Raw genomic sequence first — 21,528 nt, forward strand, 5'->3', positions numbered from 1 at the left:
TGCATGTTGTTACCAGAAAGCTATCGAGGCCAAGACGTCGTTGTTCTTGGTCTTGCCAAAAGCGGCTTGCAAGTCGCGAAAGTACTCGCCAAGTGGGGCGCGAACGTGATCGTCAATGATAAGAAAGAACGAGACCAGAGTCCCGAAGCTGACGAATTAGAAGCTTTGGGCATTTCTGTTATTTGCGGAGGGCACCCGGACGAACTAATTCACCCCGGCGTGGCCCTTGTTGTCAAAAATCCGGGAATTCCCTATAGCGTCAAGCCGCTGCAGCAAGCGTTGGAACTTGGAATCGAGATTGTCACGGAAGTGGAAGTCGCTTCTTACATATCTGCTGCGCCGATGATTGGGATCACGGGCTCAAATGGGAAAACAACGACCACCACGTGGGTGGGTAAAATATTAGAGCATGCCGGGAAGCATCCGATCGTGGCGGGGAACATTGGTACGCCGCTTGTTCAGGCTGTCGCGAAGGCAACGGCTGAGAACCATATGGTTGTGGAATTAAGCAGCTTCCAATTAAAAGGGACGAGTGCGTTCCGTCCGCATATCGCGTGCCTGCTGAATGTTGCAGAGACCCATCTGGACTATCATGGTTCGATGGACGATTATATTGGATCCAAAGCGAAAATATTCGCTAATCAGACGGATTCTGATTTTGCTGTGCTTAACATGGATGATCCGGTCTGCCGGAGACTGGCTGCTGATGTCTCTGCACAAGTGCTGCCTTTCTCAGGCAAGGAGCGTCTTGCATTCGGTGTGTATGTTGAACCGCCATATGCCGAAGAAGCAGACGTGAATGCAGGAGAGCATGTCATTCGACATGTCGTCTACCGAGATCATGAGGCGCAGGTTCATCCGATTATCGAAGTCGATCACATCGGTCTGCCAGGTCGCTACAATGTAGATAACGCACTAGCAGCTTCGGCAATCAGTATCGCTGCAGGCGTAAGCCCTTCGGAGCTTCGAGCTCCGCTTGCCGAATTCCGCGGTGTAGAGCATCGCTTGGAATTTGTTGAGGTGAAGAACGAGGTTGTCTATTACAACAATTCAAAAGCAACGAATGCCATTGCAACGATTATGGCGCTGCAAGCGTTCAAAGAAGATATTATCCTCATTGCTGGCGGTCTTGACCGAGGTCTGGATTTTCACGATCTGATTCCAGCGCTGCAAGCGCATGTCCGAGGGATTGTGACCCTTGGCGAGACGCGTCACAAGTTAGCGTCTGTTGCGGAAAAAGCGGGGATATTGGATATTAAAACCGTCGATACTGTGGAAGATGCGGCGGATACGCTGCGCATGGCCGTCCGGCAAGCTGCTCAGCTTGCTAAACCTGGAGACATCGTTCTTCTCTCACCGGCATGCGCTAGCTGGGACATGTTTGCTTCCTATGAACAGCGTGGACGAATTTTTAAAGAGGCCGTGCATAATCTTTAATAGGGGGGCATGTTCGAGCCCTCACATTTTAAATGTAAGGGTGTGCCTGCTATGTCAAAAACTCGTTCCGCGCCAGATATTTGGCTGATCTTCTCGATCCTCGCGCTGCTCGGCATCGGAATGGTGATGGTGTACAGCGCCGGAGCTGTTGTGGGATTCCACGCGCACGGCGACTCGTTCTATTTTGTGAAGCGCCAGTTGCTATTTGCTGTACTTGGGTTAGTTGCGATGTATTTTACGATGAATACAGACTATTGGGTCTGGAAGAAGTATGCGAAGGTGGGGCTGCTCATCTGCTTCGCATTGCTCGTCATCGTGTTGATCCCGGGGATCGGGGCTGTACGGGGTGGTGCACGAAGTTGGCTCGGAATTAGCTCCTTCGGTATCCAGCCCTCTGAGTTTATGAAGCTGGCGATGATTCTGTTTCTATCGAAGCTGCTCGCAGATCGCCAGAAGGAATTGGATTCGTTCGTCCGAGGCTTGCTGCCGCCGCTTGGCATTATGGGGCTTGCCTTTGGACTTATTATGCTGCAGCCCGATCTCGGAACAGGTACGGTGATGGTCGGAGCTTCACTAATCGTGATTTATACGGCAGGAGCACAGATACGGCATCTGGTTTCGCTAGCGATGGTAGGTGTTGCGGGTTTTGTTGGTCTTGTTCTAGCTGCGCCGTATCGACTTGCTCGGATAACTTCGTTTCTAGACCCATGGAGTGATCCGCTCGGCGCGGGATACCAGATCATTCAGTCCTTATATGCAATTGGGCCAGGCGGTTTTGTTGGACTCGGGCTTGGCATGAGCCGACAGAAGTACAGCTACGTACCGGAGCCGCAGACGGACTTCATTTTCTCGATCCTAGCGGAGGAACTTGGATTTATTGGCGGGATGACCGTTTTATTATTATTTCTTATTTTAGTCTGGCGCGGGATGCGCGTAGCGATGACGATATCCGATCCGTTCGGAAGTTTCCTGGCGGTTGGCATCGTCGGTATGTTCGCTGTGCAGGTCATCATTAACATTGGCGTCGTCATCGGTCTGATGCCGGTAACGGGAATTACGCTGCCATTAATCAGCTATGGAGGTTCTTCTCTGACGTTAATGCTGACCGCGTTAGGCATTTTACTCAATATATCCCGTTACGCGAGGTGAGTGTCATGCGAGTTGTACTCAGCGGCGGCGGCACCGGAGGACATATCTATCCGGCTGTTGCGATTGCGAGACAATGTCAAGCAGAACATCCAGATACAAAAATACTATACATAGGGACAACGAAAGGGCTAGAGAGCACGTTGGTTCCGAAAGAAAATATACCATTTGAATCGATTGAAATTACAGGATTCCGTCGTAAGCTGTCTTTAGATAACGTGCGGACGGTGCTGCGTTTCATTCAAGGGGTTAACCGTTCGAAGAAGTTGCTGCAGCAATTCAAACCGGACGTTGTAATCGGAACGGGAGGGTACGTATGCGGACCGGTCGTCTATGCGGCTTCGAAGCTGGGGATTCCGACGCTCATTCATGAGCAGAATGCAATCCCAGGGCTGACGAACAAATTCCTAAGCCGCTACACCGATACGGTAGCTCTGAGCTTCCCAGAATCGAAGGAGCATTTTGGTAAAGGCAAACATGTCCTATACACAGGCAATCCGCGTGCTACAGCCGTATTTAAGGCTAATCGTCGTAAAGGATACGACGTGTTAGGACTTCCTGAAGGACGTCGGGTCGTGCTGGTCGTTGGCGGTAGCCGCGGCGCCAGAGCGATCAATGATGCGATGGTTCAGATGGCACCTGCGCTTGCACATCTATCCGATGTGCATTTCGTCTATGTGACCGGCGAGAGTTACTTTGCAAGCACGAAGGAACGTATCGAGCAAGCTGTTAATCCGATGCCTAAGAATCTGCAAGTCTTGCCTTATATCCATAACATGCCGGATGTGCTCGCTGCGACATCGCTTGTCATCGGCCGTTCCGGCGCGTCTTCCCTAGCGGAGCTAACGGCGTTAGGCATACCGTCGATCCTGATTCCTTCACCGAACGTGACGAACAATCACCAGGAAGCGAATGCACGCTCCTTAGAGCGAGTGAATGCAGCAGAAGTGATTCTCGAGAAGGATCTCGATGGCGATAAGTTGTTCGCTCGGGTGGAAGCGATAATGAAAGATAAAATTCGGTTCGAGCAAATGTCACAAGGTGCGCGATCCCTTGGCCAACCGGATTCAGCAGAAATGATTGTACGTGAATTGCAGCGTTTAGTGAAAAACAATAAATAAGTAAAAACATCAAGAATTTGCACACAAGAGAAGAACTTAGGCGATTGTCACACTCCCCCTCTGTCTGACATAAGATACTCTATAATCGTGACAGACATTCATGAGTTCCGGTTTATCATACCGATTTGGAGTCGTATTCATGCCTGATGACGCTTCTCTTATTGAGGCATAGAAGGAGGGTTCATTAGAATGCAGCCGTTTTTATCTGAATTAGCATCCGCGAATGTCGGTAAGGTGCTCTACCATGAGCCGTTAGCAAATTATACGACTTGGAAAATCGGAGGGCCTGCAGACGTCCTCATCATACCGGGCGGAAAAGAACAACTGGTGAAAACGGTCAAGCTGCTGCATAAGCACGGAATTCCTTGGACTTCAATTGGTAAAGGATCCAATATGCTCGTGACCGATAAAGGCATCCGAGGTGTTGTGATCAAACTAGGAGAAGGAATGGATCACATCCAATTTACCGGCGATGAGGTTCGTGTAGGCGGTGCGTATTCTTTTATCACACTTAGTATTAAGGCGGGTAAAGAAGGTCTATCGGGCTTGGAATTTGCAGGGGGCATTCCGGGAACGGTCGGCGGCGCTGTATACATGAATGCAGGAGCTCATGGATCAGATGTGTCACGTATATTAAAGGAAGCTGAGATTGTACTGGAGACCGGGGAATTGGTACGGTATACCACGTCGGATATGCAATTTGCTTATCGACACTCCATATTGCAAGAGGTGAAGGGGATCGTTCTTGAAGCCACCTTCAAACTCGAACATGGGGATCGGAAAGAAATCGCGGCCGCGATGGCATCGTACAAAGAACGTCGAAGAAAAACACAGCCTTATCAGTTGCCATGCTGTGGCAGCGTATTTCGAAATCCGCCGAATGATTTCTCTGCGAGACTGATTCAAGAAGCGGGCTTGAAAGGTTATCGTGTTGGGGGCGCTGAAGTATCGACGTTACACGCCAATTTCATTGTGAATACCGGGCAAGCGACAGCTAGAGATGTTCTCACCCTAATCGAGGAGATAAGGCAGACGATCCAGTCGAAGTATGGGATTTCGTTAGTGCCGGAAGTGTTGGTCGTGGGTGAGCGGTAAACTCGGAGGTGATACATTGGACAAATTGGTGATTGAGGGAGGGAGACCCCTATCAGGAACCATTCGTATCCATGGAGCGAAAAATGCCGCATTGCCGATTCTTGCAGCAAGCCTTCTGACGCGTGGAAGAATACAGCTTCATAATGTTCCGAAATTGCTGGATATACAGGTTATGCTGCAAATCTTAGAGGATATTGGTTGCGAGACGCAGCATTCAGGCGATACCGTCGTGATTGATACAACCGCAGCGAATTCCTCGCATGTTCCGGAATCCTTAATGAAGCAAATGCGGTCTTCCATATTCTTGATGGGTCCGCTGCTGGCTCGCTTTGGGGAAGTGCAGATCTACCAGCCGGGAGGCTGCGCAATCGGCGAACGCAAGATTGATCTGCATCTCTGTGGACTCATGGAACTCGGTGCTCAAATATTGCAGACGGATCAACGCATTATTTGCAGAGCGGAACAACTGATAGGCGCGAATATCCATCTAGATTTCCCAAGCGTTGGCGCGACGGAGAATATTATGATGGCGGCTGTCTTGGCCAAAGGTACGACAGTCATCACGAATGCGGCAAGAGAACCGGAAATCCAGGATTTGCAGAATTTCTTGAATCGGTTAGGCGCCCGAATTATCGGAGCTGGAACAGATACGATCACAATTGTGGGGGTTGAGGAGCTGACGCCTTGTTCGTACGAGGTGATTCCGGATCGCATTGTCGCAGGGACGTTTATGATCGCTGCAGCAGCCACGCGAGGCAATGTCACGCTAACACATGTAAATGCATCGCATTTAACATCTCTCATCCATGTACTCAGGCGGGCCGGTGTTCAAGTGGCAGTAGACGATGATATAATACAAGTGAGCAGCGAGACAAGACCGCTTGCGGTTGAACGCATCGTAACTTCGCCTTACCCGGCATTTCCGACAGATTTACAATCTCAGATCATGGTACTGCTGTCGTTGTCGGACGGATTTAGCATTATGAAAGAGACGATTTTTGAAGGTCGATTTAAGCATGTCGAAGAACTGACCCGGATGGGTGCAGATATTCGGACGGATCTAAATTCTGCTTTTATCCGCGGCGTGAACCGATTGTTCGGAGCAACGGTGGAAGCAACCGACCTACGCGCAGGAGCAGCGCTTGTCATTGCTGGACTCTGTGCGCAAGGGAAGACAGTCATCGAACAAGTGCATCATATTGACCGCGGCTATGATCAGATTGAGCGATTATTTACGAGTCTTGGGGCAACGATATATCGTGAATCGCAAGTAGCAAGGCAGCTTGACTTTGCAAATTAACCGCCTTCATCCCCTTCGCTCGCTGGAGGGGATCGAGGCTTTTATAGGTGGTATGGATATGGCTAAGCAGCTTCCCGTATTAAAAGAGAAAAAAGTAAAGAAGAACACCAGCAGAAAGCTGCTTCTGATCCTGCTGCTTCTTTTTGTCGTCATTTTAGCCGTTCTATTCTTTCGATCTTCCGTAAGCAAGATTTCAGAGATTCAGATTAAGGGTTACCACATGATCACCAAAGAGGAGATATTGCTGAAAAGTGGACTTCATGTTGGCGATCAATTTTTTGGGACAAGCAAGGAAACCATCAGCGAGCGAATTCGAAAAATCCAAGCCGTTGAAGATGTGAAGATTGATCTTCAGTTCCCTGGGGTCATTCAGATTAATGTTCAAGAATTTCCTGCGGTAGCGTATCAAATATCACAAGGGAACGGACAGATTACAGGTATACTTTCTAATGGGACGAATGTCTTACTGCAGCAGGATCATGTCCTCGTAGAGAAGCCTATTCTAACCCAGTGGAAATCGGGCGATCCGTTACTTGCCCAACTGTGCAAGCAGCTCGCGATGATCCCTGATGAACTGCTCACGGATATATCCGAGATTATCCCCGATCCTACGAAGGCGTACCCGGATCGCATCAAGATGTATACTCGTTCACAGTTCGAGATTACGACATCCATATCGCTATTAAAGGATAAGGCAGAGTACTTGAATAAAGTGATTGAGACACAACAGCCGGGGCTGATTACGATGCTGGCAGCAGACACGTATAAGCCGTTCGACCGCGCAACATCGGACATTGAACCGGAAAAAGAGACTACTCAATAATGTGAAAAAATGTTAGAATGGTAGTTATAGGTTTGCCCGTCTTTTTTTGAGTTTTGGTAAACATTTACCAATAAAAAAATTGTAGAAAAAAGAGGGAATACATAAAATTTGTTGAATATGTACAGAGTGTCATACAATATTACTATTATACTTAGGTAGAAATAGGAGGTGCCACAGATTGAGCAACGGTGACATCATTGTTAGTTTGGACATCGGTACATCCAAAGTTCGAGCTATTATCGGTGAAATGAACAATGGAACCTTTAATATTATTGGAGTTGGATCTGCCGACTCGGAAGGTATTCGAAAAGGAGCAATTGTAGATATTGACCAGACGGTACAGTCGATTCGCAATGCTGTCGATCATGCAGAACGTATGGTTGGCATTCAAATATCGGAAGTTTTTGTCGGAATTTCAGGAAATCATATTGGGCTACAATCAAGTCATGGCGTAGTTGCTGTGTCAAATGAAGATCGTGAGATCGGTGATGAAGATATTGAACGGGTGTTAAAAGCTGCTGAAGTCATTGCTCTCCCTCCTGAGCGAGAGATTATTGACGTGGTTGCGAAGCAATATGTTGTGGACGGGCTTGAGGGCATTCAAGATCCACGCGGCATGATTGGCGTACGCCTGGAAGTGGAAGCAACGATCATTACGGGTGCGAAGACAGCGATACATAACCTATTAAGATGCGTTGAAAAAGCAGATTTAAAAGTAAAAGATCTCGTGCTTATGTCTCTAGCAGCGGGACAGTTGGCGCTGTCCAAGGATGAGAAGACGATGGGATCCATCTTGGTCGACATTGGTGCAGGCGCGACGACCATTGCTGTATTCCAGAATGGAGCGATGATTGCGACGTCAACGTTGCCGATTGGCGGCGAATTCGTCACCAACGATATTGCCTATGGGCTTCGCACATTGACTGACCAAGCGGAGCGAGTGAAGCTGAAGTTCGGTTGCGCTTATGGTCCGGATGCGGAAGAGGATCAAGTCTTCAAAGTCATTCGCATTGGCAGCAATGTCGAGAAAGAATTCTCCCAATTAGATCTAGCGGCGATTATTGAACCTCGTGTTCAGGAAATCTTCCAAATGGTGCGTCAAGAGGTTAAGAGATTAGGATATAGCGAGATGCCAGGCGGATATATCTTAACAGGTGGAACAGTATGCATGGCAGGCGTGCTAAAAGTTGCCCAAACGGAACTGGAAGCGACTGTCCGCATTGCCGTTCCAGATTTTATCGGTGTACGTGATCCGGGCTACACGAGCGGTGTTGGTATTATTCATAGTGTCATTCGCACAGTTAGAATGCGTAATGCTTCACCTGCGAAGAAGGCTGCGAATCGTCCCAAAGCGCCAAAGAGTGTGGAAGAAAAGCCGGGTATTTTTGACCGTATGAAGAAATTTTTTGAGGATTTCATATAAGATGACAGGCATGAAGATATCCTGGGCAGGCTAGCGCAATGAGGGGGAGATGGAGATTATGTTGGAATTTGATTTTGAAATGGAGTCGTTAGCGCAAATAAAGGTCATCGGCGTAGGTGGCGGCGGTAGCAACGCAGTCAACCGAATGATTGATAATGGCGTTAAAGGCGTAGAATTTATTACTGTAAATACAGATGCTCAAGCGCTTCATTTGGCAAAATCGGAGCATCGTTTACAAATTGGTGATAAATTAACACGTGGACTTGGAGCAGGTGCGAACCCAGATGTGGGGAAGAAAGCTGCTGAAGAATCCCGTGAAGCGATTATGAATACTTTGCGCGGTGCAGATATGGTGTTCGTTACTGCAGGTATGGGTGGCGGAACAGGTACGGGTGCTGCTCCAGTGATTGCTGAAATCGCTAGAGAATGCGGTGCATTAACGGTTGGAGTCGTAACACGTCCTTTCTCTTTCGAAGGCCGCAAACGTTCTACGCAAGCAGAACTCGGTATCGAAGCACTGAAAGAAAAAGTAGATACACTTATTGTCATTCCGAACGATCGCCTATTGGAGATGGTGGATAAGAAGACACCAATGCTTGAAGCATTCCGTGAAGTCGATAACGTATTGCGTCAAGCGGTACAAGGTATTTCGGACTTGATCGCTGAACCAGCGTTAATCAACCTTGACTTTGCGGACGTGAAGACGATCATGACCGAGCGCGGCTCTGCATTAATGGGGATTGGCGTTGCGAATGGAGAGAACCGTGCGGCCGAAGCTGCGCGTAAAGCGATTATGAGTCCACTTCTCGAGACTTCGATTGAAGGCGCTCGTGGTGTCATCATGAACATCACTGGCGGGATGAACTTATCCTTGTATGAGGTCAATGAAGCAGCTGAAATTGTTATCTCGGCATCCGATCCAGAAGTAAATATGATTTTCGGTGCGAGGATTGAAGAAGACATGAAAGACGATATCAAAGTAACTGTTATCGCAACAGGGTTCGAATCGAAGCCGGTTCACATCCCTGCTCGCAGACCTGTGACTGCTGCACAAACGGAAGAGGCTCCAGATACTCGTTCTACGAGTCATTTACGACCGTTCGGCAATCAGCCGTCAGGCGATCAATTGGATATTCCGACCTTCTTACGCAATCGTCCTCGTCATAACGATTAATACTTCGTCGACAAGCTCATTTTACAGAATTTATTTCTGTGAGATGGGCTTTTTTCATGATTTAAGCAATTTTCCTCGGTTCGTTTCTTCGACAAAAAAAGATGCACAGCTTCTCCATGTTTAGACAGACTTTGAATATGAGGTTTAATATACTAGTTTCATCCGTTGCCAAGTTCGGTGGATGTGATGAGGCGGTGAAGCGACTGGTTGTATATCTTGATCTCATTTTTCTCATGAATTTGCTCATTGATGGTGCACTATTATGGACAACGGCATGGATGCGTAAAATAAAGCCTCGAATTTGGCGTCTGATTGCAGCGTCCGTTCTTGGTGCTTCGTATGTCGTGATGATGTTCGCACCCGCATTATCTTTCTTATTTACATTTTTAATTAAATTTCTGATGTCTCTGGGGATGCTCTGGATTGCGTTTGGATTTAACAGCCTACAGAACTACTTACGCAATATGGCAGCATTCTATGTCATAAATTTTGTGGCGGCAGGAGGCATCCTTGGACTCCATTACTTGATGCAGAATTCAGGCGATGTATTAAACGGCATTTGGTTCTCCCACTCCGGTGGATTTCAGTTTAATTTGAAAATTGGGTTCTGGATTATTGCCATCGGGCTCGTCGTTACATTTCTTTTGTATCGTACCGTGATACGCAGCCGTGCGAACAAAGAAGCGATGACGCAATTTCTCGCGCAAGTGGAAGTCTGGATCGATCAAGATCAGTCAAGCTGTATCGGACTCATTGATACCGGGAATCAGTTGACTGACCCGCTGACGCGCAGCCCTGTCATCGTCATGGAAGCGGGCTTATGGTTAAATGCGTTCCCCGAAGGATGGATTGATCGTTTGCGTGATCTCTCTGCCGATCAATGGATTATGGAAATGCAAGACGCATCCGTACCATGGCAAGATCGGCTCCGAATGGTTCCTTACCGTGGGGTGAACCGTGGCAGTACACAGTGGATGATCGCTGTCAAACCGGATAAGGTTATTCTGACTCATGGTGGAACGACCACGGAATGCACGAAGGTATTAATCGGTCTAGATGGCGGCAAGCTATCGTCAGATGGCAGCTATCAGGCGATTCTGCATAGCGCGCTATTTCATCATTAATGTTTAGGAGGAGACGGAATGCTCTTAAAACTGAAATTGACAATGCAATTGAACTATTACCGAATTCTTTTTTTGCTAGGGTTGAAGAGCGAAGAGATCTATTATATTGGCGGCAGCGAGGCCCTACCTCCGCCCCTCACGCGCGAGGAGGAAGAATATTTACTAACGAGACTATCCTCGGGAGATACGGCGATACGGGCGATGTTAATCGAACGCAACCTGCGGCTTGTCGTATATATCGCTCGTAAATTCGAGAACACCGGCATTAACATTGAGGATTTAGTCTCCATCGGCGCCATTGGACTCATCAAAGCTGTTAATACGTTCGATCCTGACAAGAAGATTAAGCTCGCGACCTATGCTTCACGATGTATCGAAAATGAGATTCTGATGTATCTACGTCGAAATAGCAAGATCCGAACAGAGGTATCATTCGACGAGCCGCTCAATATCGACTGGGATGGAAATGAGCTATTGCTATCCGACGTCCTTGGAACGGAGAACGATACGATTTACCGGAATATAGAGGAGCAGGTAGACCGCAAACTTTTACATAAGGCATTAGATAAATTATCGGACCGTGAGCGTGTCATTATGGAATTGCGCTTTGGACTCACGGATGGGGAAGAGAAGACCCAGAAGGATGTTGCGGATATGCTCGGCATATCACAGTCCTATATTTCACGACTGGAGAAGCGAATTATTAAACGGCTGCGAAAAGAATTTAATAAGATGGTATAAGCAAAGCCTGGCGCGGAGTAGGCGTCGAAATGAGTCGAAGATGTGTCGAATTGTAACCTGAAAAAGGAATAAAAAAACAGCCCTCGGAGATAATGAACATTAATGTTTCTCCTTGGGAGGTTGTACACGATGACCCGAAATAAAGTCGAGATTTGTGGTGTGGATACTGCAAAACTGCCAGTTCTAACGAACGCGGAAATGCGCGAATTATTCGTCGCCTTACAACAACAAAATGAACGAGCAGCAAGAGAGAAATTAGTGAATGGCAATCTAAGGCTCGTACTCAGCGTCATTCAACGATTCAACAATCGCGGGGAATTTGTGGACGATCTGTTCCAGGTCGGCTGCATCGGGTTGATGAAAGCCATCGATAACTTTGATCTAGGTCAGAACGTCAAATTCTCTACGTATGCCGTACCGATGATTATTGGTGAGATCCGGCGTTACCTTCGGGACAATAACCCGATTCGCGTCTCACGCTCGCTACGAGATATTGCGTACAAAGCGCTTCAGGTTCGCGACAGCTTAACGAATAAGAATGCGCGTGAACCGACGATCTTCGAAATCTCTGAAGCGCTGAATGTCCCCAAAGAAGATGTCGTGTTCGCCCTAGATGCCATCCAAGATCCCGTATCGCTCTTCGAGCCGATCTATCATGATGGCGGAGATCCGATTTATGTGATGGACCAGATCAGTGACGATAAGAATAAGGATGTATCTTGGATTGAGGAGATTGCACTTCGTGAAGCGATGCGCAAACTGAACGATCGTGAGAAAATGATCTTATCTATGCGATTTTTCGAAGGGAAGACTCAGATGGAAGTGGCAGAGGAGATTGGCATATCCCAGGCACAGGTATCGAGACTTGAGAAATCGGCCATTAATCAGATGCAGAAGCATGTTAAATCGTAAATCTCTAGTTGGCTATGAAAGTCCTAACGTTGAATGCGTTAGGGCTTTTTTGAAATTGAAGATGGATATGCTTCGGGGTTTCATAACGCTTAACCAGTTTCGGTTTTCTTTTGAGGATCAGGACATTTTACGTCTTTTCCACATATATTTAGGATATAGTCGTGTATCAGCCCATTTCCCATTCCTTCATGCGAAGTGAGAGGGAGGGTACGAACCCTAAAATTATAAGGTTAGTGGTGATGACGGGTGAAGATATCGGATTTTCAGACGAAGGATGTTATTAATATTGTGGACGGGAAGAAGCTCGGGCAAATATCAGATTTGGAACTGGATTTGCGTCAAGGGCGGATCAGCTCGATTGTCGTGCCGAACTATAATAAATTTCTTGGTCTATTCGGTGGGGGAACCGACCTTGTGATTCCTTGGCGGAATATCGTGAAGATCGGTGCGGACGTCGTCCTCGTCAAAATGGATGAGACACGTGTCACGAAGCAGGAGGAATATGAGCCATTATCAGACCGATACGAGCGGCTGGACCCGATGACGCGAGAGACGCGAACCTATCCTAGTTAGTGAAAATTAACGGCAGCCTATGGTACACTAGGGTTGAGGTGAATGAACAATGGAACCATTCGTACAACAGACTAGACCATCAGCACCTGCTCTATTTATGCTGAAACCTTGGATAACGAAGGGATCGGACATTACAGCAGGTTTTTCTTCGAAAAATGGCGGTGTCAGCAGCGGCCCCTATGACTCGTTAAATTGCGCCTTTCACGTTCATGATCGGGATGAAGATGTCATCCGGAACCGGGAAGCGATCGCAGAGGTGCTGCAGCTTCCGTTCGAGGCATGGACGTGCGGTGAGCAAGTGCATAGCAATCATGTGTTTGAAGTGAAAGAAGAGCAGCGCGGACTCGGACGTGAGACGAGAGCATCGGCTATCCAGGATACGGACGCATTGATTACCAATGTACCCGGCGTGTGGCTGACCTCGTTTTACGCCGATTGCGTTCCGTTATACTTCTGGGATCCTGTCGTTCGGGCGGTAGGACTTGCCCATGCAGGCTGGAAAGGAACTGTACTTGAGATTGCCGCAAAGACGATTGAGAAGATGGGCGAGGCTTACGGCTCGATTCCGAGCAATATACGGACTGCAATTGGTCCCTCGATTGGCGCCTGCTGCTATGAAGTAGATGAACATGTCATGCAGCATGTGAAAGACTTAGCACAGACGTTCGCTCTAACAGACCAAGATCCTCCGATTTATATCGCGAAGCCAAACGGGAAGTTCATGCTTGACTTGAAACAATTTAATCGACACATTATGATAAAAGCAGGAATTCTACCGACAAATATCGAATGTTCTACGTGGTGTACAAGTTGTCAGGAGGAGGATTTCTTCTCTCATCGACGCGATCAAGGAAGAACAGGTCGAATGATCAGTTGGATCGCAATAGAAAAGGAGTGATCTTCGCATGGCATTGCAAGAGCGAATCGAGCTCGTGGAACAACGTGTGAATGAAGCATGCAGACGCAGCGGTAGACTGCGTGAAGATGTACATATCATTGCCGTAACGAAATATGTATCACTCGCGATGACGGAATCCGTGCTGAAGCATGGGTTAGAGCATATTGGTGAGAATCGTTGGCAGAATGCCGAGGAGAAGTGGAATGCGCTCGGGAACCAAGGGACATGGCATTTCATCGGTCATCTGCAGACGAATAAAGTGAAGGATGTTATCGGCAAATTTGCTTATATTCATTCGTTGGACAGGCTGTCGCTTGCCAAGGAATTGAACAAGAAAGCGGAAGCGTTACAGATGGATGTGAATTGCTTCGTGCAGGTGAATGTCTCTGGGGAGACGTCGAAGTATGGCATGGAGCCTGAACAGCTCGTTCCATTCATTGAAGAATTACGCGCATACCCTCGAATTCGGATCGCCGGACTCATGACGATGGCGCCATTCGAGTATGAAGCAGAACAGACACGACCGGTCTTTCGCGGATTGCGAACTCTACGGGATGAGCTTAACCAGCTTGCAATCACAGAAGACCCCATTCAACACCTTTCCATGGGAATGTCCAACGATTTTGAGGTGGCCATTGAAGAGGGAGCAACTTGGATTCGACTCGGCTCTATTTTAGTAGGGGATAAGGAGGAAGTGTAATGGGCGTTATGAATCGGTTTATGAATTTTCTGGGGCTGCAAGAGGAAGAAGAAGTGGTCGAACGGGAGAAAATAACGCACGAAGAAGAACAAGAAATTGAAACCCCGAGCTTTGAACCACGTAAAAATGTAAAAGCAAGTAATGTGGTTAGCATCCACTCGCAGAAAAATGCCAAAGTGGTGCTCTATGAACCGCGTTCGTATGACGAAGCGCAAGAAATTGCAGACCATCTGCGTTCTCGCCGTTCTGTCGTTGTGAACTTGCAGCGGATTCGCAAAGATCAGGCGATGCGTATTATCGATTTTTTGAGCGGGACCGTCTATGCGCTGAATGGGAATATCTCTAAGCTTGGCATCAACATCTTCATGTGCACACCGGACACCGTTGAAATTCAAGGCGCAATCTCCGAAATCTTATCCGAGGAAAAAGACTATAGCTAAATGAGGTGACTGATTTTGGGGCAAATTGATTATTACATTTCCATGCTTGGACAGATTTATCTATACATGATTATCGTGTATGTGCTTCTCTCTTGGGTGCCGAATGCGCGCGAGAGTTTTGTTGGGAATTTGCTTGCGAAGCTGGTCGAGCCGTATTTGAGTCCGTTTCGTAAAATTATTCCGCCAATTGGAGGTATGTTAGACATTTCGCCGATTGTTGCGTTGTTCGTTCTGCAATTCGTAATCCAGGGTATCATTGCAGTCGTGCATTTCATAATCCCAGGGTGATTCGCGTATGAGCGATTTATTCAATCATTTTCATCCGGATGAGCGGCCTTTTGTGGATCGGGCGATGGAGTGGGTTACCAACGCCGGAGAATATCATGAGGCCAAGCTAACCGATTTCCTAGATCCGAGACAAGCATTCATTGTCCAGACGCTCGTGAATCGGCATCCGGATGTTGCTGTGCGATTCGATGGGGGATACCCCGAAGCAGAGAGACGCCGTGCCTTCATCGCTCCGGATTATCGGCATTTGGAGAGCGAGAAGATGGGGCTCGTCGTCCTCTCGGTTACATCTCCTGATCAGAAGTTCATTGAACTCGATCATGGCGACTATATGGGCTCGATTCTAGGGCTTGGCATGAAGCGGGATAAGATTGGTGACATTCATGTGCTCGAGACAGGCTGTCATTGTATAGTTGAAGAGGAGATTAGTAATTATATCAATATACAACTTCGTCAAGTACACCGGATTCAAGTTCAGACAGATATTCTTCCGATCGAGCGTTTGCAGACAAACGTCTCGCAGCTGGAGGAGATGAACTTGACGGTGGCTTCTTTTCGTCTAGACGGGATAGCGAGCGACGTCTTCCGCATAAGCCGCACGAAGATCGTATTGCCAATCAAGGCGGGGCGTTGTCGTATAAATTGGAAGGTGGAAGAAGATCCGTCGAAGCCGCTTAAAGTCGGGGACGTTGTTTCTATGAAAGGCTTAGGTCGCTTTAAAGTTCTTGAGATCGATGGCGTAACGAAAAAAGGCAGGAATCGTGTGAAAATCGGGAAATTCGTGTAGAGCGATTGCAGGAATTTTAGAGTTCTTGTCGAAATGAATAGGCAATAGAAACAAGGTTTGTTGACTTTATAGGAGGTGCAGAGAGGATGCCGTTAACCCCGTTAGATATACATAACAAAGAGTTTGGCCGCAGACTGCGCGGATATGACGAAGATGAAGTGAATGAATTCCTTGACCAAGTCATTAAGGACTATGAGTCCATTATTCGTGAGAATAAAGACCTGCAGAACCAAATTTTCTCCCTGCAAGAGAAATTGGACCACTTTGCGAACATCGAAGAAACATTAAGCAAGACGATCATCGTCGCACAGGAAGCGGCGGATGAAGTGAAGCATAATGCGAAGAAGGAAGCTCAGCTGATTCTGAAGGAAGCAGAGAAGAATGCGGATCGCATTGTGAATGAATCCTTAGTGAAATCACGTCGGATCGCACTGGAAGTCGAAGAATTGAAGAAGCAAGCATCGATCTACCGTGCACGTTTCCGTACGCTCGTGGAAGCTCAGCTTGAACTCTTAAGCCAAGATGGGTGGGAAGCGTTAGAGAACCGGAACCAAGATAATCTCCTTGTTGAGCGTGAGCGGGAGGCGAATGAGGTCTATTAAGAGGTATTCCTCGCGGAATGGGTTTGACTTTTCGAAGCAAAGAGGATATATTATCTTGTAATATTATTTTATACATGTAAGTTCGTTGATGGGAACAGTAGGTCAGATCCAGGTTCATCAGAGAGTTGGCGGTTGGTGCAAGCCAATGGACAGGAATGACGGAAGATCATCCCGGAGAAGCGAAGCTGAACCGCGTATTGAAGTAAGCTGAGCCGGTCTTTCCACCGTTAACAGGAACGTGCTGTGATCCGGATAGACCCGGACATAACATGACGAAGGTGCCGTTCTGATGCATGCTGTTTCTCAGTGCTCAGACGGAACAAGGGTGGTAACGCGAGCGAACCTCGTCCCTTTTAGGGATGAGGTTTTTTGGTGTTTTTTTCACCATATATTAGCTATGAAGAAAGGGTTGTAAGCCATGCGTAAAATTGACGTCAAAGAAAAAGCCCGCGCACGCGAGCTGCGTGTACTTGGGAAGTGGAACGAAGAACAAACATTTAAGAAATCGATGGAGAGCGGTTCGGGTAAGCCGAACTTTGTATTCTATGAAGGACCGCCGACAGCGAATGGTAAACCGCATATCGGTCACGTGTTAGGACGCGTTATTAAGGATTTTATCGGCCGCTATAAGACAATGTCCGGCTACCGTGTCGTTCGTAAAGCAGGTTGGGATACACACGGACTACCGGTTGAGCTTGGTGTTGAGAAGCAGTTAGGCATCTCCGGGAAGCAAGAGATCGAGAATTACGGCGTGGAAGAGTTCGTGAAGAAATGTAAAGCGAGTGTCTTCGAATATGAGAAGCAATGGCGTGAGTTGACCGAAGCGATCGCTTATTGGACTGACCTTGATAATCCATACATTACGCTGGAGAACAACTACATTGAGAGCGTATGGAACATCTTATCCACGATTCATAAGAAAGGTCTATTGTATCGCGGTCATCGCGTAAGTCCTTATTGCCCTTGCTGTCAGACGACGCTAAGCTCCCATGAAGTAGCGCAAGGGTACGAGGACGTGAAGGATCTATCGGCAACGGTGAAATTCCGCTTGAAGGATGCTGATGAAGCAATTCTAGCGTGGACGACAACACCTTGGACATTGCCTTCGAACGTTGCTCTTGCTGTGAACCCAGCCATGGAATATGTCAAAGTGAAGCAGGATGGCGAAGTATTGATCGTGGCGAAGAACCTCGTGGAGAAAGCGATCAAAGGTGAATACGTGATCGTAGCGACCGTGCTAGGATCGGATCTAGTTGGCCTGAAATATAACCCGCCAATGCCTTACGTATCGGTCGAGAACGGTCATTTCGTGATTGCAGGCGATTTCGTAAGCGACACAAGCGGTACGGGGATCGTTCATATCGCGCCAGCCCACGGGGAAGACGACTACCGTGTATCCCGTCAGAACAAGATCAGCATGCTGAATGTGGTGAATGCCGCTGGCCGTTATACGGATGAAGTGACTGATTTTGCTGGACGTTTCGTAAAAGACTGCGATATCGACATTGTGAAAATGTTGTCTGAACGCGGGTTGCTCTACTCCAAAGAGAAGTATGAGCATAGCTATCCATTCTGCTGGCGCTGTAAATCGCCGCTCCTCTACTATGCGATGGAGAGCTGGTTCATCGAGACGACAGCGGTCAAAGATCAGTTAATCGCAAACAACAATGGCGTGGACTGGTACCCTGGTCACATTCGTGAAGGTCGTTTCGGCAAATTCCTCGAAGATCTCGTGGATTGGAACATCAGCCGGAATCGTTATTGGGGTACGCCGCTGAACGTATGGGTATGTAATTCCTGTCACGGTGAATACTCACCGAACAGCCACGCGGATCTGCGCGCGAAATCGGTATCCCCGATCAGCGAGGACCTTGAGCTGCATAAGCCTTACGTGGACGAAGTGAAACTGCACTGCCCGCATTGTGAAGGCGGCGTAATGGAACGGACGTCCGAAGTGATCGACGTATGGTTCGATAGTGGATCGATGCCGTTCGCGCAGCATCATCATCCATTTGAGAATGAGCAAGAATTCGAAGAGCAATATCCTGCGGATATGATCTGTGAAGGGGTAGACCAGACTCGCGGTTGGTTCTACAGCTTGCTGGCCGTATCGACGTTGTACAACGGCAAAGCACCTTATAAAGCGGTTATCTCCACAGGACATATTCTCGATGAGAATGGTCAGAAGATGTCGAAGAGTAAAGGGAACGTCATCGACCCATGGGATATCATCAATGAGTTCGGGACAGACGCATTCCGTTGGGCATTATTATCCGATAGTGCTCCTTGGAACACGAAGCGCTTCTCGAAGCAGATCGTTGCGGAAGCGAAGTCCAAAGTGATCGATACCATCGTGAATACGCACGCCTTCTTATCGCTCTATGCGAATATTGATCAATACGATCCGGCGGCGTATCCAGAGCGTCCATCACAGAATAAGCTTGATCGCTGGATCTTGTCCCGTCTGAACAGCTTAATGCTGCAGGTCAGCAAAGGGCTTGAAGTGAATGACTTCTTGAATCCTGCAAAAGCGATTGAGACTTTCGTCGATGAAATGAGTAACTGGTACATTCGTCGTTCGCGTGACCGTTTCTGGGGCAGCGAGATGACAGAAGATAAAATCTCGGCGTATCAGACACTTCGCAATGTTCTCTTGAATCTCTCCTTGCTCATCGCACCGTATGCGCCGTTCATTGCGGAAGAAGTATACGGCAACCTGGGCGGATCTGAGGAGAGCGTGCATTTGGCTGAATATCCAAAGGCAAATCCAGCCTTGATCGATGCGCAGTTGGAGCAAGACATGGAGACAGCGCGTCAGATCGTCGAACTTGCGCGTAACGTTCGTAACGAGACAAGCATTAAGACACGTCAGCCATTGTCCGAATTGATTGTATCGATGGATCGTGCATTTGATCTTGCAGGTTACGAAGCCATCATTAAGGATGAGATCAACGTTAAAGAAATCCGTATTGAGACAAGCGACAATGGGTTCGTTGACTTCAACTTGAAGCTGAACTTGAAAGTCGCAGGTAAGAAGTATGGTAAGAACGTCGGGGCTATCCAAGGCCATTTGAAAGGATTAGACGCAGCAGCCGCACGTGTCATTGTTGAACAGGGCACATTAGCATTTGTTACAGCTGAGGGTGAGACGCTTGACATTACTAGTGAAGAGCTGCTCATCGAGAAGCAGGCCAAAGAAGGCTTCGCATCCGCTTCGGGTTATCAGATTACGGTGGCACTGAATACAGACATTACACCTGCACTGGAACAAGAAGGCTGGGTACGTGAAGTTGTTCGTGCAATCCAAGATACACGTAAGAAGCTTGATCTGCCAATTGAGAAGCGTGTAAATCTTACGCTGCATGTGGATGAGGAGCTTCAAGCTGCCATTACGGCTTTCGAGCATGTGCTTCGTGAGAATGTCCTCGTGGAAGATGTTCAATTCGGGGAAGTTAGCGGTATGGAGAACGTGGAACTTGGCGAGAAAACTATAGGCATTCACATCGAGAAATAATTGCCTGGATTCCGGGCATAATGAAGTAGCAAGCATGAAACAAAGCGAGCTCAAGTTAGCGATTGAAGAACATTTCTGCTAGCGCTTGAGCTCGTTTTTTTTATTTCATCAATGGAGGGTGAGACGGTTGTCACGTATCCAGAACGAAGAGAAAGAGTTAAATCAATTGGAGAAAATCCTTGATAAAATGCATATACAAATTGAAGGCATCGCGAAGAGCATGGAGCAGGCGCGTATTGCGGAATATACAGAGCTGCTGCTCAAGCCGTGGCGAATGATTTGGCTTAACATTCTCTCAGGGATCGCGAGAGGTGTTGGGATCGCAATCGGTTTTACCGTCTTCGCCGCTACGATCGTGTACGTACTACAGTGGTTGAACCTGTTGAATCTGCCGATTGTTGGAGATTATATTGCTGACTTGGTGCGTGTCGTACAGCGGCAGCTCGAAGGAAAAACATATTAACGTGTCGAATTACGGATCTGCTCGAACTAATCCTCGGTCGCGACGATATCTGGCTCTAATAAGGGTTCCCCTTCATGTTCTTCAAGATATTTGTGATACTGCTTGTTGCGAACAATAGATACATTTTGACCGAAAATATCGGTTGCGATGAAGCTCTCATACGATTCGACGAATCCATCCAGTTCATCGGATGCTTCAATGGCCATTTCATCATAGTCTTCAATATTGTTGCCATCCGCCATCGCTGGCGAGTTCGAGGATCCCCAGCTCTCTACGATCTGCCACGCATCTTCGCCATCAAAGCCATTCTGATCTTCTTGGTCGTCAAGGCTTGTTCGGCCCGAACGGCGGATTGAGGAACTGCTCTTCGATCGGACGATTCTCGGATAGGACTTGTTCAGGCGAATGCTGGACACAATAGAGGGTATAAGGAATTGCCTTGAGCCGTTCGAACGGGATTGGTTTACCACATTCATGACAAATACCATAATCGCCTTGTTCCATTTGCTCAAGCGCCGTATTGACGCGATCTAACCGTCGTTCTTCATTTTCGAGCAGTGCAACGTCCTTACCACGTTCGTACATTTCGGTACCAAGATCCCCAGGATGGTTATCGTTGGTGGACAGCTCACCTGTATTGTCTCGCATAGACTCTCCTAATCCGAGTCGACTGCTCTGGTCAAGACGTTGTTCAAGATCCTTTTTCATACTGCGAAGCGCTTGTTGAAGCGATCTGTATTGGGAAGAAGATAAGTGCGATTTCTGTGGCATGGGATATACCAGCTCCTTCGTCGGAAAGTGATCCTTGATCAGCTAAGTTATGATGAGATTAGGGTGTGCGCGGAGCGGGATTTTTAACGGCGGTAATTATTGTGCTGGATATTGGACGAGTACTTTTCGGCTATGCTACAATAACGGAGGACATGGGAAGCCAGGTCAAGGTGGCGCTCATCGTCTATAGATCAGA

Annotated in this window: 20 protein-coding genes, 1 pseudogene and 1 other annotated feature; of the genes and pseudogenes, 20 read left to right on the forward strand and 1 reads right to left on the reverse strand. The window is 47.7% G+C overall.

Annotated elements, in window-relative coordinates:
- Positions 1-3: 3 nt before the first annotated feature.
- From murD to GCU39_RS03385, 20 genes are all read left to right on the forward strand, one after another.
- Positions 4-1,437 carry a UDP-N-acetylmuramoyl-L-alanine--D-glutamate ligase gene (gene murD / locus GCU39_RS03290; RefSeq protein WP_152392201.1) on the forward strand — a complete coding sequence of 478 codons (1,434 nt, stop codon included), beginning with the start codon at positions 4-6 and terminating at the stop codon, positions 1,435-1,437.
- A gap of 51 nt (positions 1,438-1,488) precedes the next feature.
- The gene (gene spoVE, locus GCU39_RS03295) at positions 1,489-2,586 is read left to right on the forward strand and encodes a stage V sporulation protein E (protein ID WP_152392202.1); all 1,098 of its coding nucleotides are present in this window, start codon (positions 1,489-1,491) and stop codon (positions 2,584-2,586) included.
- Between the two features lie 5 nt (positions 2,587-2,591).
- Positions 2,592-3,704, forward strand: coding sequence for an undecaprenyldiphospho-muramoylpentapeptide beta-N-acetylglucosaminyltransferase (gene murG, locus GCU39_RS03300; protein WP_152392203.1), 1,113 nt, complete (start codon positions 2,592-2,594; stop codon positions 3,702-3,704).
- 189 nt (positions 3,705-3,893) lie between these two features.
- Positions 3,894-4,799 carry a UDP-N-acetylmuramate dehydrogenase gene (gene murB, locus GCU39_RS03305; RefSeq protein ID WP_152392204.1) on the forward strand — a complete coding sequence of 302 codons (906 nt, stop codon included), beginning with the start codon at positions 3,894-3,896 and terminating at the stop codon, positions 4,797-4,799.
- A gap of 16 nt (positions 4,800-4,815) precedes the next feature.
- Positions 4,816-6,099, forward strand: coding sequence for a UDP-N-acetylglucosamine 1-carboxyvinyltransferase (murA, locus tag GCU39_RS03310; protein WP_152392205.1), 1,284 nt, complete (start codon positions 4,816-4,818; stop codon positions 6,097-6,099).
- Between the two features lie 58 nt (positions 6,100-6,157).
- A complete protein-coding gene (locus GCU39_RS03315) occupies positions 6,158-6,922 on the forward strand; it encodes a cell division protein FtsQ/DivIB (protein WP_407671634.1) in 765 nt (254 codons plus the stop codon).
- Positions 6,923-7,100: 178 nt separating this feature from the next.
- Complete coding sequence (gene ftsA, locus GCU39_RS03320) at positions 7,101-8,345, forward strand: cell division protein FtsA (RefSeq protein ID WP_152392207.1); 1,245 nt, start codon at positions 7,101-7,103, stop codon at positions 8,343-8,345.
- A gap of 58 nt (positions 8,346-8,403) precedes the next feature.
- Positions 8,404-9,519, forward strand: coding sequence for a cell division protein FtsZ (gene ftsZ / locus GCU39_RS03325; protein ID WP_152392208.1), 1,116 nt, complete (start codon positions 8,404-8,406; stop codon positions 9,517-9,519).
- 203 nt (positions 9,520-9,722) lie between these two features.
- A complete protein-coding gene (gene spoIIGA, locus GCU39_RS03330) occupies positions 9,723-10,643 on the forward strand; it encodes a sigma-E processing peptidase SpoIIGA (RefSeq protein WP_407671694.1) in 921 nt (306 codons plus the stop codon).
- 18 nt (positions 10,644-10,661) lie between these two features.
- Positions 10,662-11,384: an RNA polymerase sporulation sigma factor SigE gene (gene sigE, locus GCU39_RS03335; protein ID WP_152392209.1), complete on the forward strand. Its 723-nt coding sequence runs from the start codon at positions 10,662-10,664 to the stop codon at positions 11,382-11,384.
- A gap of 129 nt (positions 11,385-11,513) precedes the next feature.
- Positions 11,514-12,296: an RNA polymerase sporulation sigma factor SigG gene (sigG, locus tag GCU39_RS03340; protein WP_018756670.1), complete on the forward strand. Its 783-nt coding sequence runs from the start codon at positions 11,514-11,516 to the stop codon at positions 12,294-12,296.
- 246 nt (positions 12,297-12,542) lie between these two features.
- Complete coding sequence (locus GCU39_RS03345) at positions 12,543-12,869, forward strand: YlmC/YmxH family sporulation protein (RefSeq protein ID WP_152392210.1); 327 nt, start codon at positions 12,543-12,545, stop codon at positions 12,867-12,869.
- A 49-nt stretch (positions 12,870-12,918) separates the two neighbouring features.
- A complete protein-coding gene (gene pgeF, locus GCU39_RS03350; protein WP_152392211.1) occupies positions 12,919-13,767 on the forward strand; it encodes a peptidoglycan editing factor PgeF in 849 nt (282 codons plus the stop codon).
- A 7-nt stretch (positions 13,768-13,774) separates the two neighbouring features.
- Entirely contained in the window at positions 13,775-14,467 is a 693-nt protein-coding gene (locus GCU39_RS03355) for a YggS family pyridoxal phosphate-dependent enzyme (protein WP_152392212.1), read from the forward strand.
- A complete protein-coding gene (locus GCU39_RS03360; RefSeq protein ID WP_152392213.1) occupies positions 14,467-14,907 on the forward strand; it encodes a cell division protein SepF in 441 nt (146 codons plus the stop codon). The genes GCU39_RS03355 and GCU39_RS03360 overlap by 1 nt, the downstream gene beginning before the upstream one ends.
- A gap of 42 nt (positions 14,908-14,949) precedes the next feature.
- The gene (locus GCU39_RS03365) at positions 14,950-15,195 is read left to right on the forward strand and encodes a YggT family protein (protein WP_152392214.1); all 246 of its coding nucleotides are present in this window, start codon (positions 14,950-14,952) and stop codon (positions 15,193-15,195) included.
- Between the two features lie 7 nt (positions 15,196-15,202).
- Positions 15,203-15,982: a YlmH family RNA-binding protein gene (locus tag GCU39_RS03370; RefSeq protein ID WP_152392215.1), complete on the forward strand. Its 780-nt coding sequence runs from the start codon at positions 15,203-15,205 to the stop codon at positions 15,980-15,982.
- An 86-nt stretch (positions 15,983-16,068) separates the two neighbouring features.
- A complete protein-coding gene (locus tag GCU39_RS03375; RefSeq protein ID WP_152392216.1) occupies positions 16,069-16,584 on the forward strand; it encodes a DivIVA domain-containing protein in 516 nt (171 codons plus the stop codon).
- Positions 16,585-16,660: 76 nt separating this feature from the next.
- Positions 16,661-16,939 (forward strand) — a binding site (T-box leader).
- A gap of 63 nt (positions 16,940-17,002) precedes the next feature.
- Positions 17,003-20,098, forward strand: coding sequence for an isoleucine--tRNA ligase (ileS, locus tag GCU39_RS03380; protein ID WP_152392217.1), 3,096 nt, complete (start codon positions 17,003-17,005; stop codon positions 20,096-20,098).
- Positions 20,099-20,285: 187 nt separating this feature from the next.
- Positions 20,286-20,561, forward strand: coding sequence for a DUF5665 domain-containing protein (locus GCU39_RS03385; RefSeq protein WP_227793596.1), 276 nt, complete (start codon positions 20,286-20,288; stop codon positions 20,559-20,561).
- Between the two features lie 26 nt (positions 20,562-20,587).
- On the opposite strand, the pseudogene GCU39_RS03390 reads toward GCU39_RS03385, so the two are convergent.
- Positions 20,588-21,332: pseudogene (locus GCU39_RS03390) on the reverse strand (TraR/DksA C4-type zinc finger protein).
- Between the last annotated feature and the right edge of the window lie 196 nt (positions 21,333-21,528).

It is taken from the genome of Paenibacillus guangzhouensis (assembly GCF_009363075.1).
Classification (GTDB): Bacteria; Bacillota; Bacilli; order Paenibacillales; family Paenibacillaceae; genus Paenibacillus_K; species Paenibacillus_K guangzhouensis.

What these genes read in the sequence shown, in the direction of transcription:
- murD (WP_152392201.1), top strand. Translation starts at nt 4, where the DNA reads ATGTTGTTACCAGAAAGCTATCGAGGCCAAGACGTCGTTGTTCTTGGT.
- spoVE (WP_152392202.1), top strand. Translation starts at nt 1,489, where the DNA reads ATGTCAAAAACTCGTTCCGCGCCAGATATTTGGCTGATCTTCTCGATC.
- murG (WP_152392203.1), top strand. Translation starts at nt 2,592, where the DNA reads ATGCGAGTTGTACTCAGCGGCGGCGGCACCGGAGGACATATCTATCCG.
- murB (WP_152392204.1), top strand. Translation starts at nt 3,894, where the DNA reads ATGCAGCCGTTTTTATCTGAATTAGCATCCGCGAATGTCGGTAAGGTG.
- GCU39_RS03315 (WP_407671634.1), top strand. Translation starts at nt 6,158, where the DNA reads ATGGCTAAGCAGCTTCCCGTATTAAAAGAGAAAAAAGTAAAGAAGAAC.
- ftsZ (WP_152392208.1), top strand. Translation starts at nt 8,404, where the DNA reads ATGTTGGAATTTGATTTTGAAATGGAGTCGTTAGCGCAAATAAAGGTC.
- sigE (WP_152392209.1), top strand. Translation starts at nt 10,662, where the DNA reads ATGCTCTTAAAACTGAAATTGACAATGCAATTGAACTATTACCGAATT.
- sigG (WP_018756670.1), top strand. Translation starts at nt 11,514, where the DNA reads ATGACCCGAAATAAAGTCGAGATTTGTGGTGTGGATACTGCAAAACTG.
- pgeF (WP_152392211.1), top strand. Translation starts at nt 12,919, where the DNA reads ATGGAACCATTCGTACAACAGACTAGACCATCAGCACCTGCTCTATTT.
- GCU39_RS03355 (WP_152392212.1), top strand. Translation starts at nt 13,775, where the DNA reads ATGGCATTGCAAGAGCGAATCGAGCTCGTGGAACAACGTGTGAATGAA.
- GCU39_RS03360 (WP_152392213.1), top strand. Translation starts at nt 14,467, where the DNA reads ATGGGCGTTATGAATCGGTTTATGAATTTTCTGGGGCTGCAAGAGGAA.
- GCU39_RS03365 (WP_152392214.1), top strand. Translation starts at nt 14,950, where the DNA reads ATGCTTGGACAGATTTATCTATACATGATTATCGTGTATGTGCTTCTC.
- GCU39_RS03370 (WP_152392215.1), top strand. Translation starts at nt 15,203, where the DNA reads ATGAGCGATTTATTCAATCATTTTCATCCGGATGAGCGGCCTTTTGTG.
- GCU39_RS03375 (WP_152392216.1), top strand. Translation starts at nt 16,069, where the DNA reads ATGCCGTTAACCCCGTTAGATATACATAACAAAGAGTTTGGCCGCAGA.
- ileS (WP_152392217.1), top strand. Translation starts at nt 17,003, where the DNA reads ATGCGTAAAATTGACGTCAAAGAAAAAGCCCGCGCACGCGAGCTGCGT.
- GCU39_RS03385 (WP_227793596.1), top strand. Translation starts at nt 20,286, where the DNA reads ATGCATATACAAATTGAAGGCATCGCGAAGAGCATGGAGCAGGCGCGT.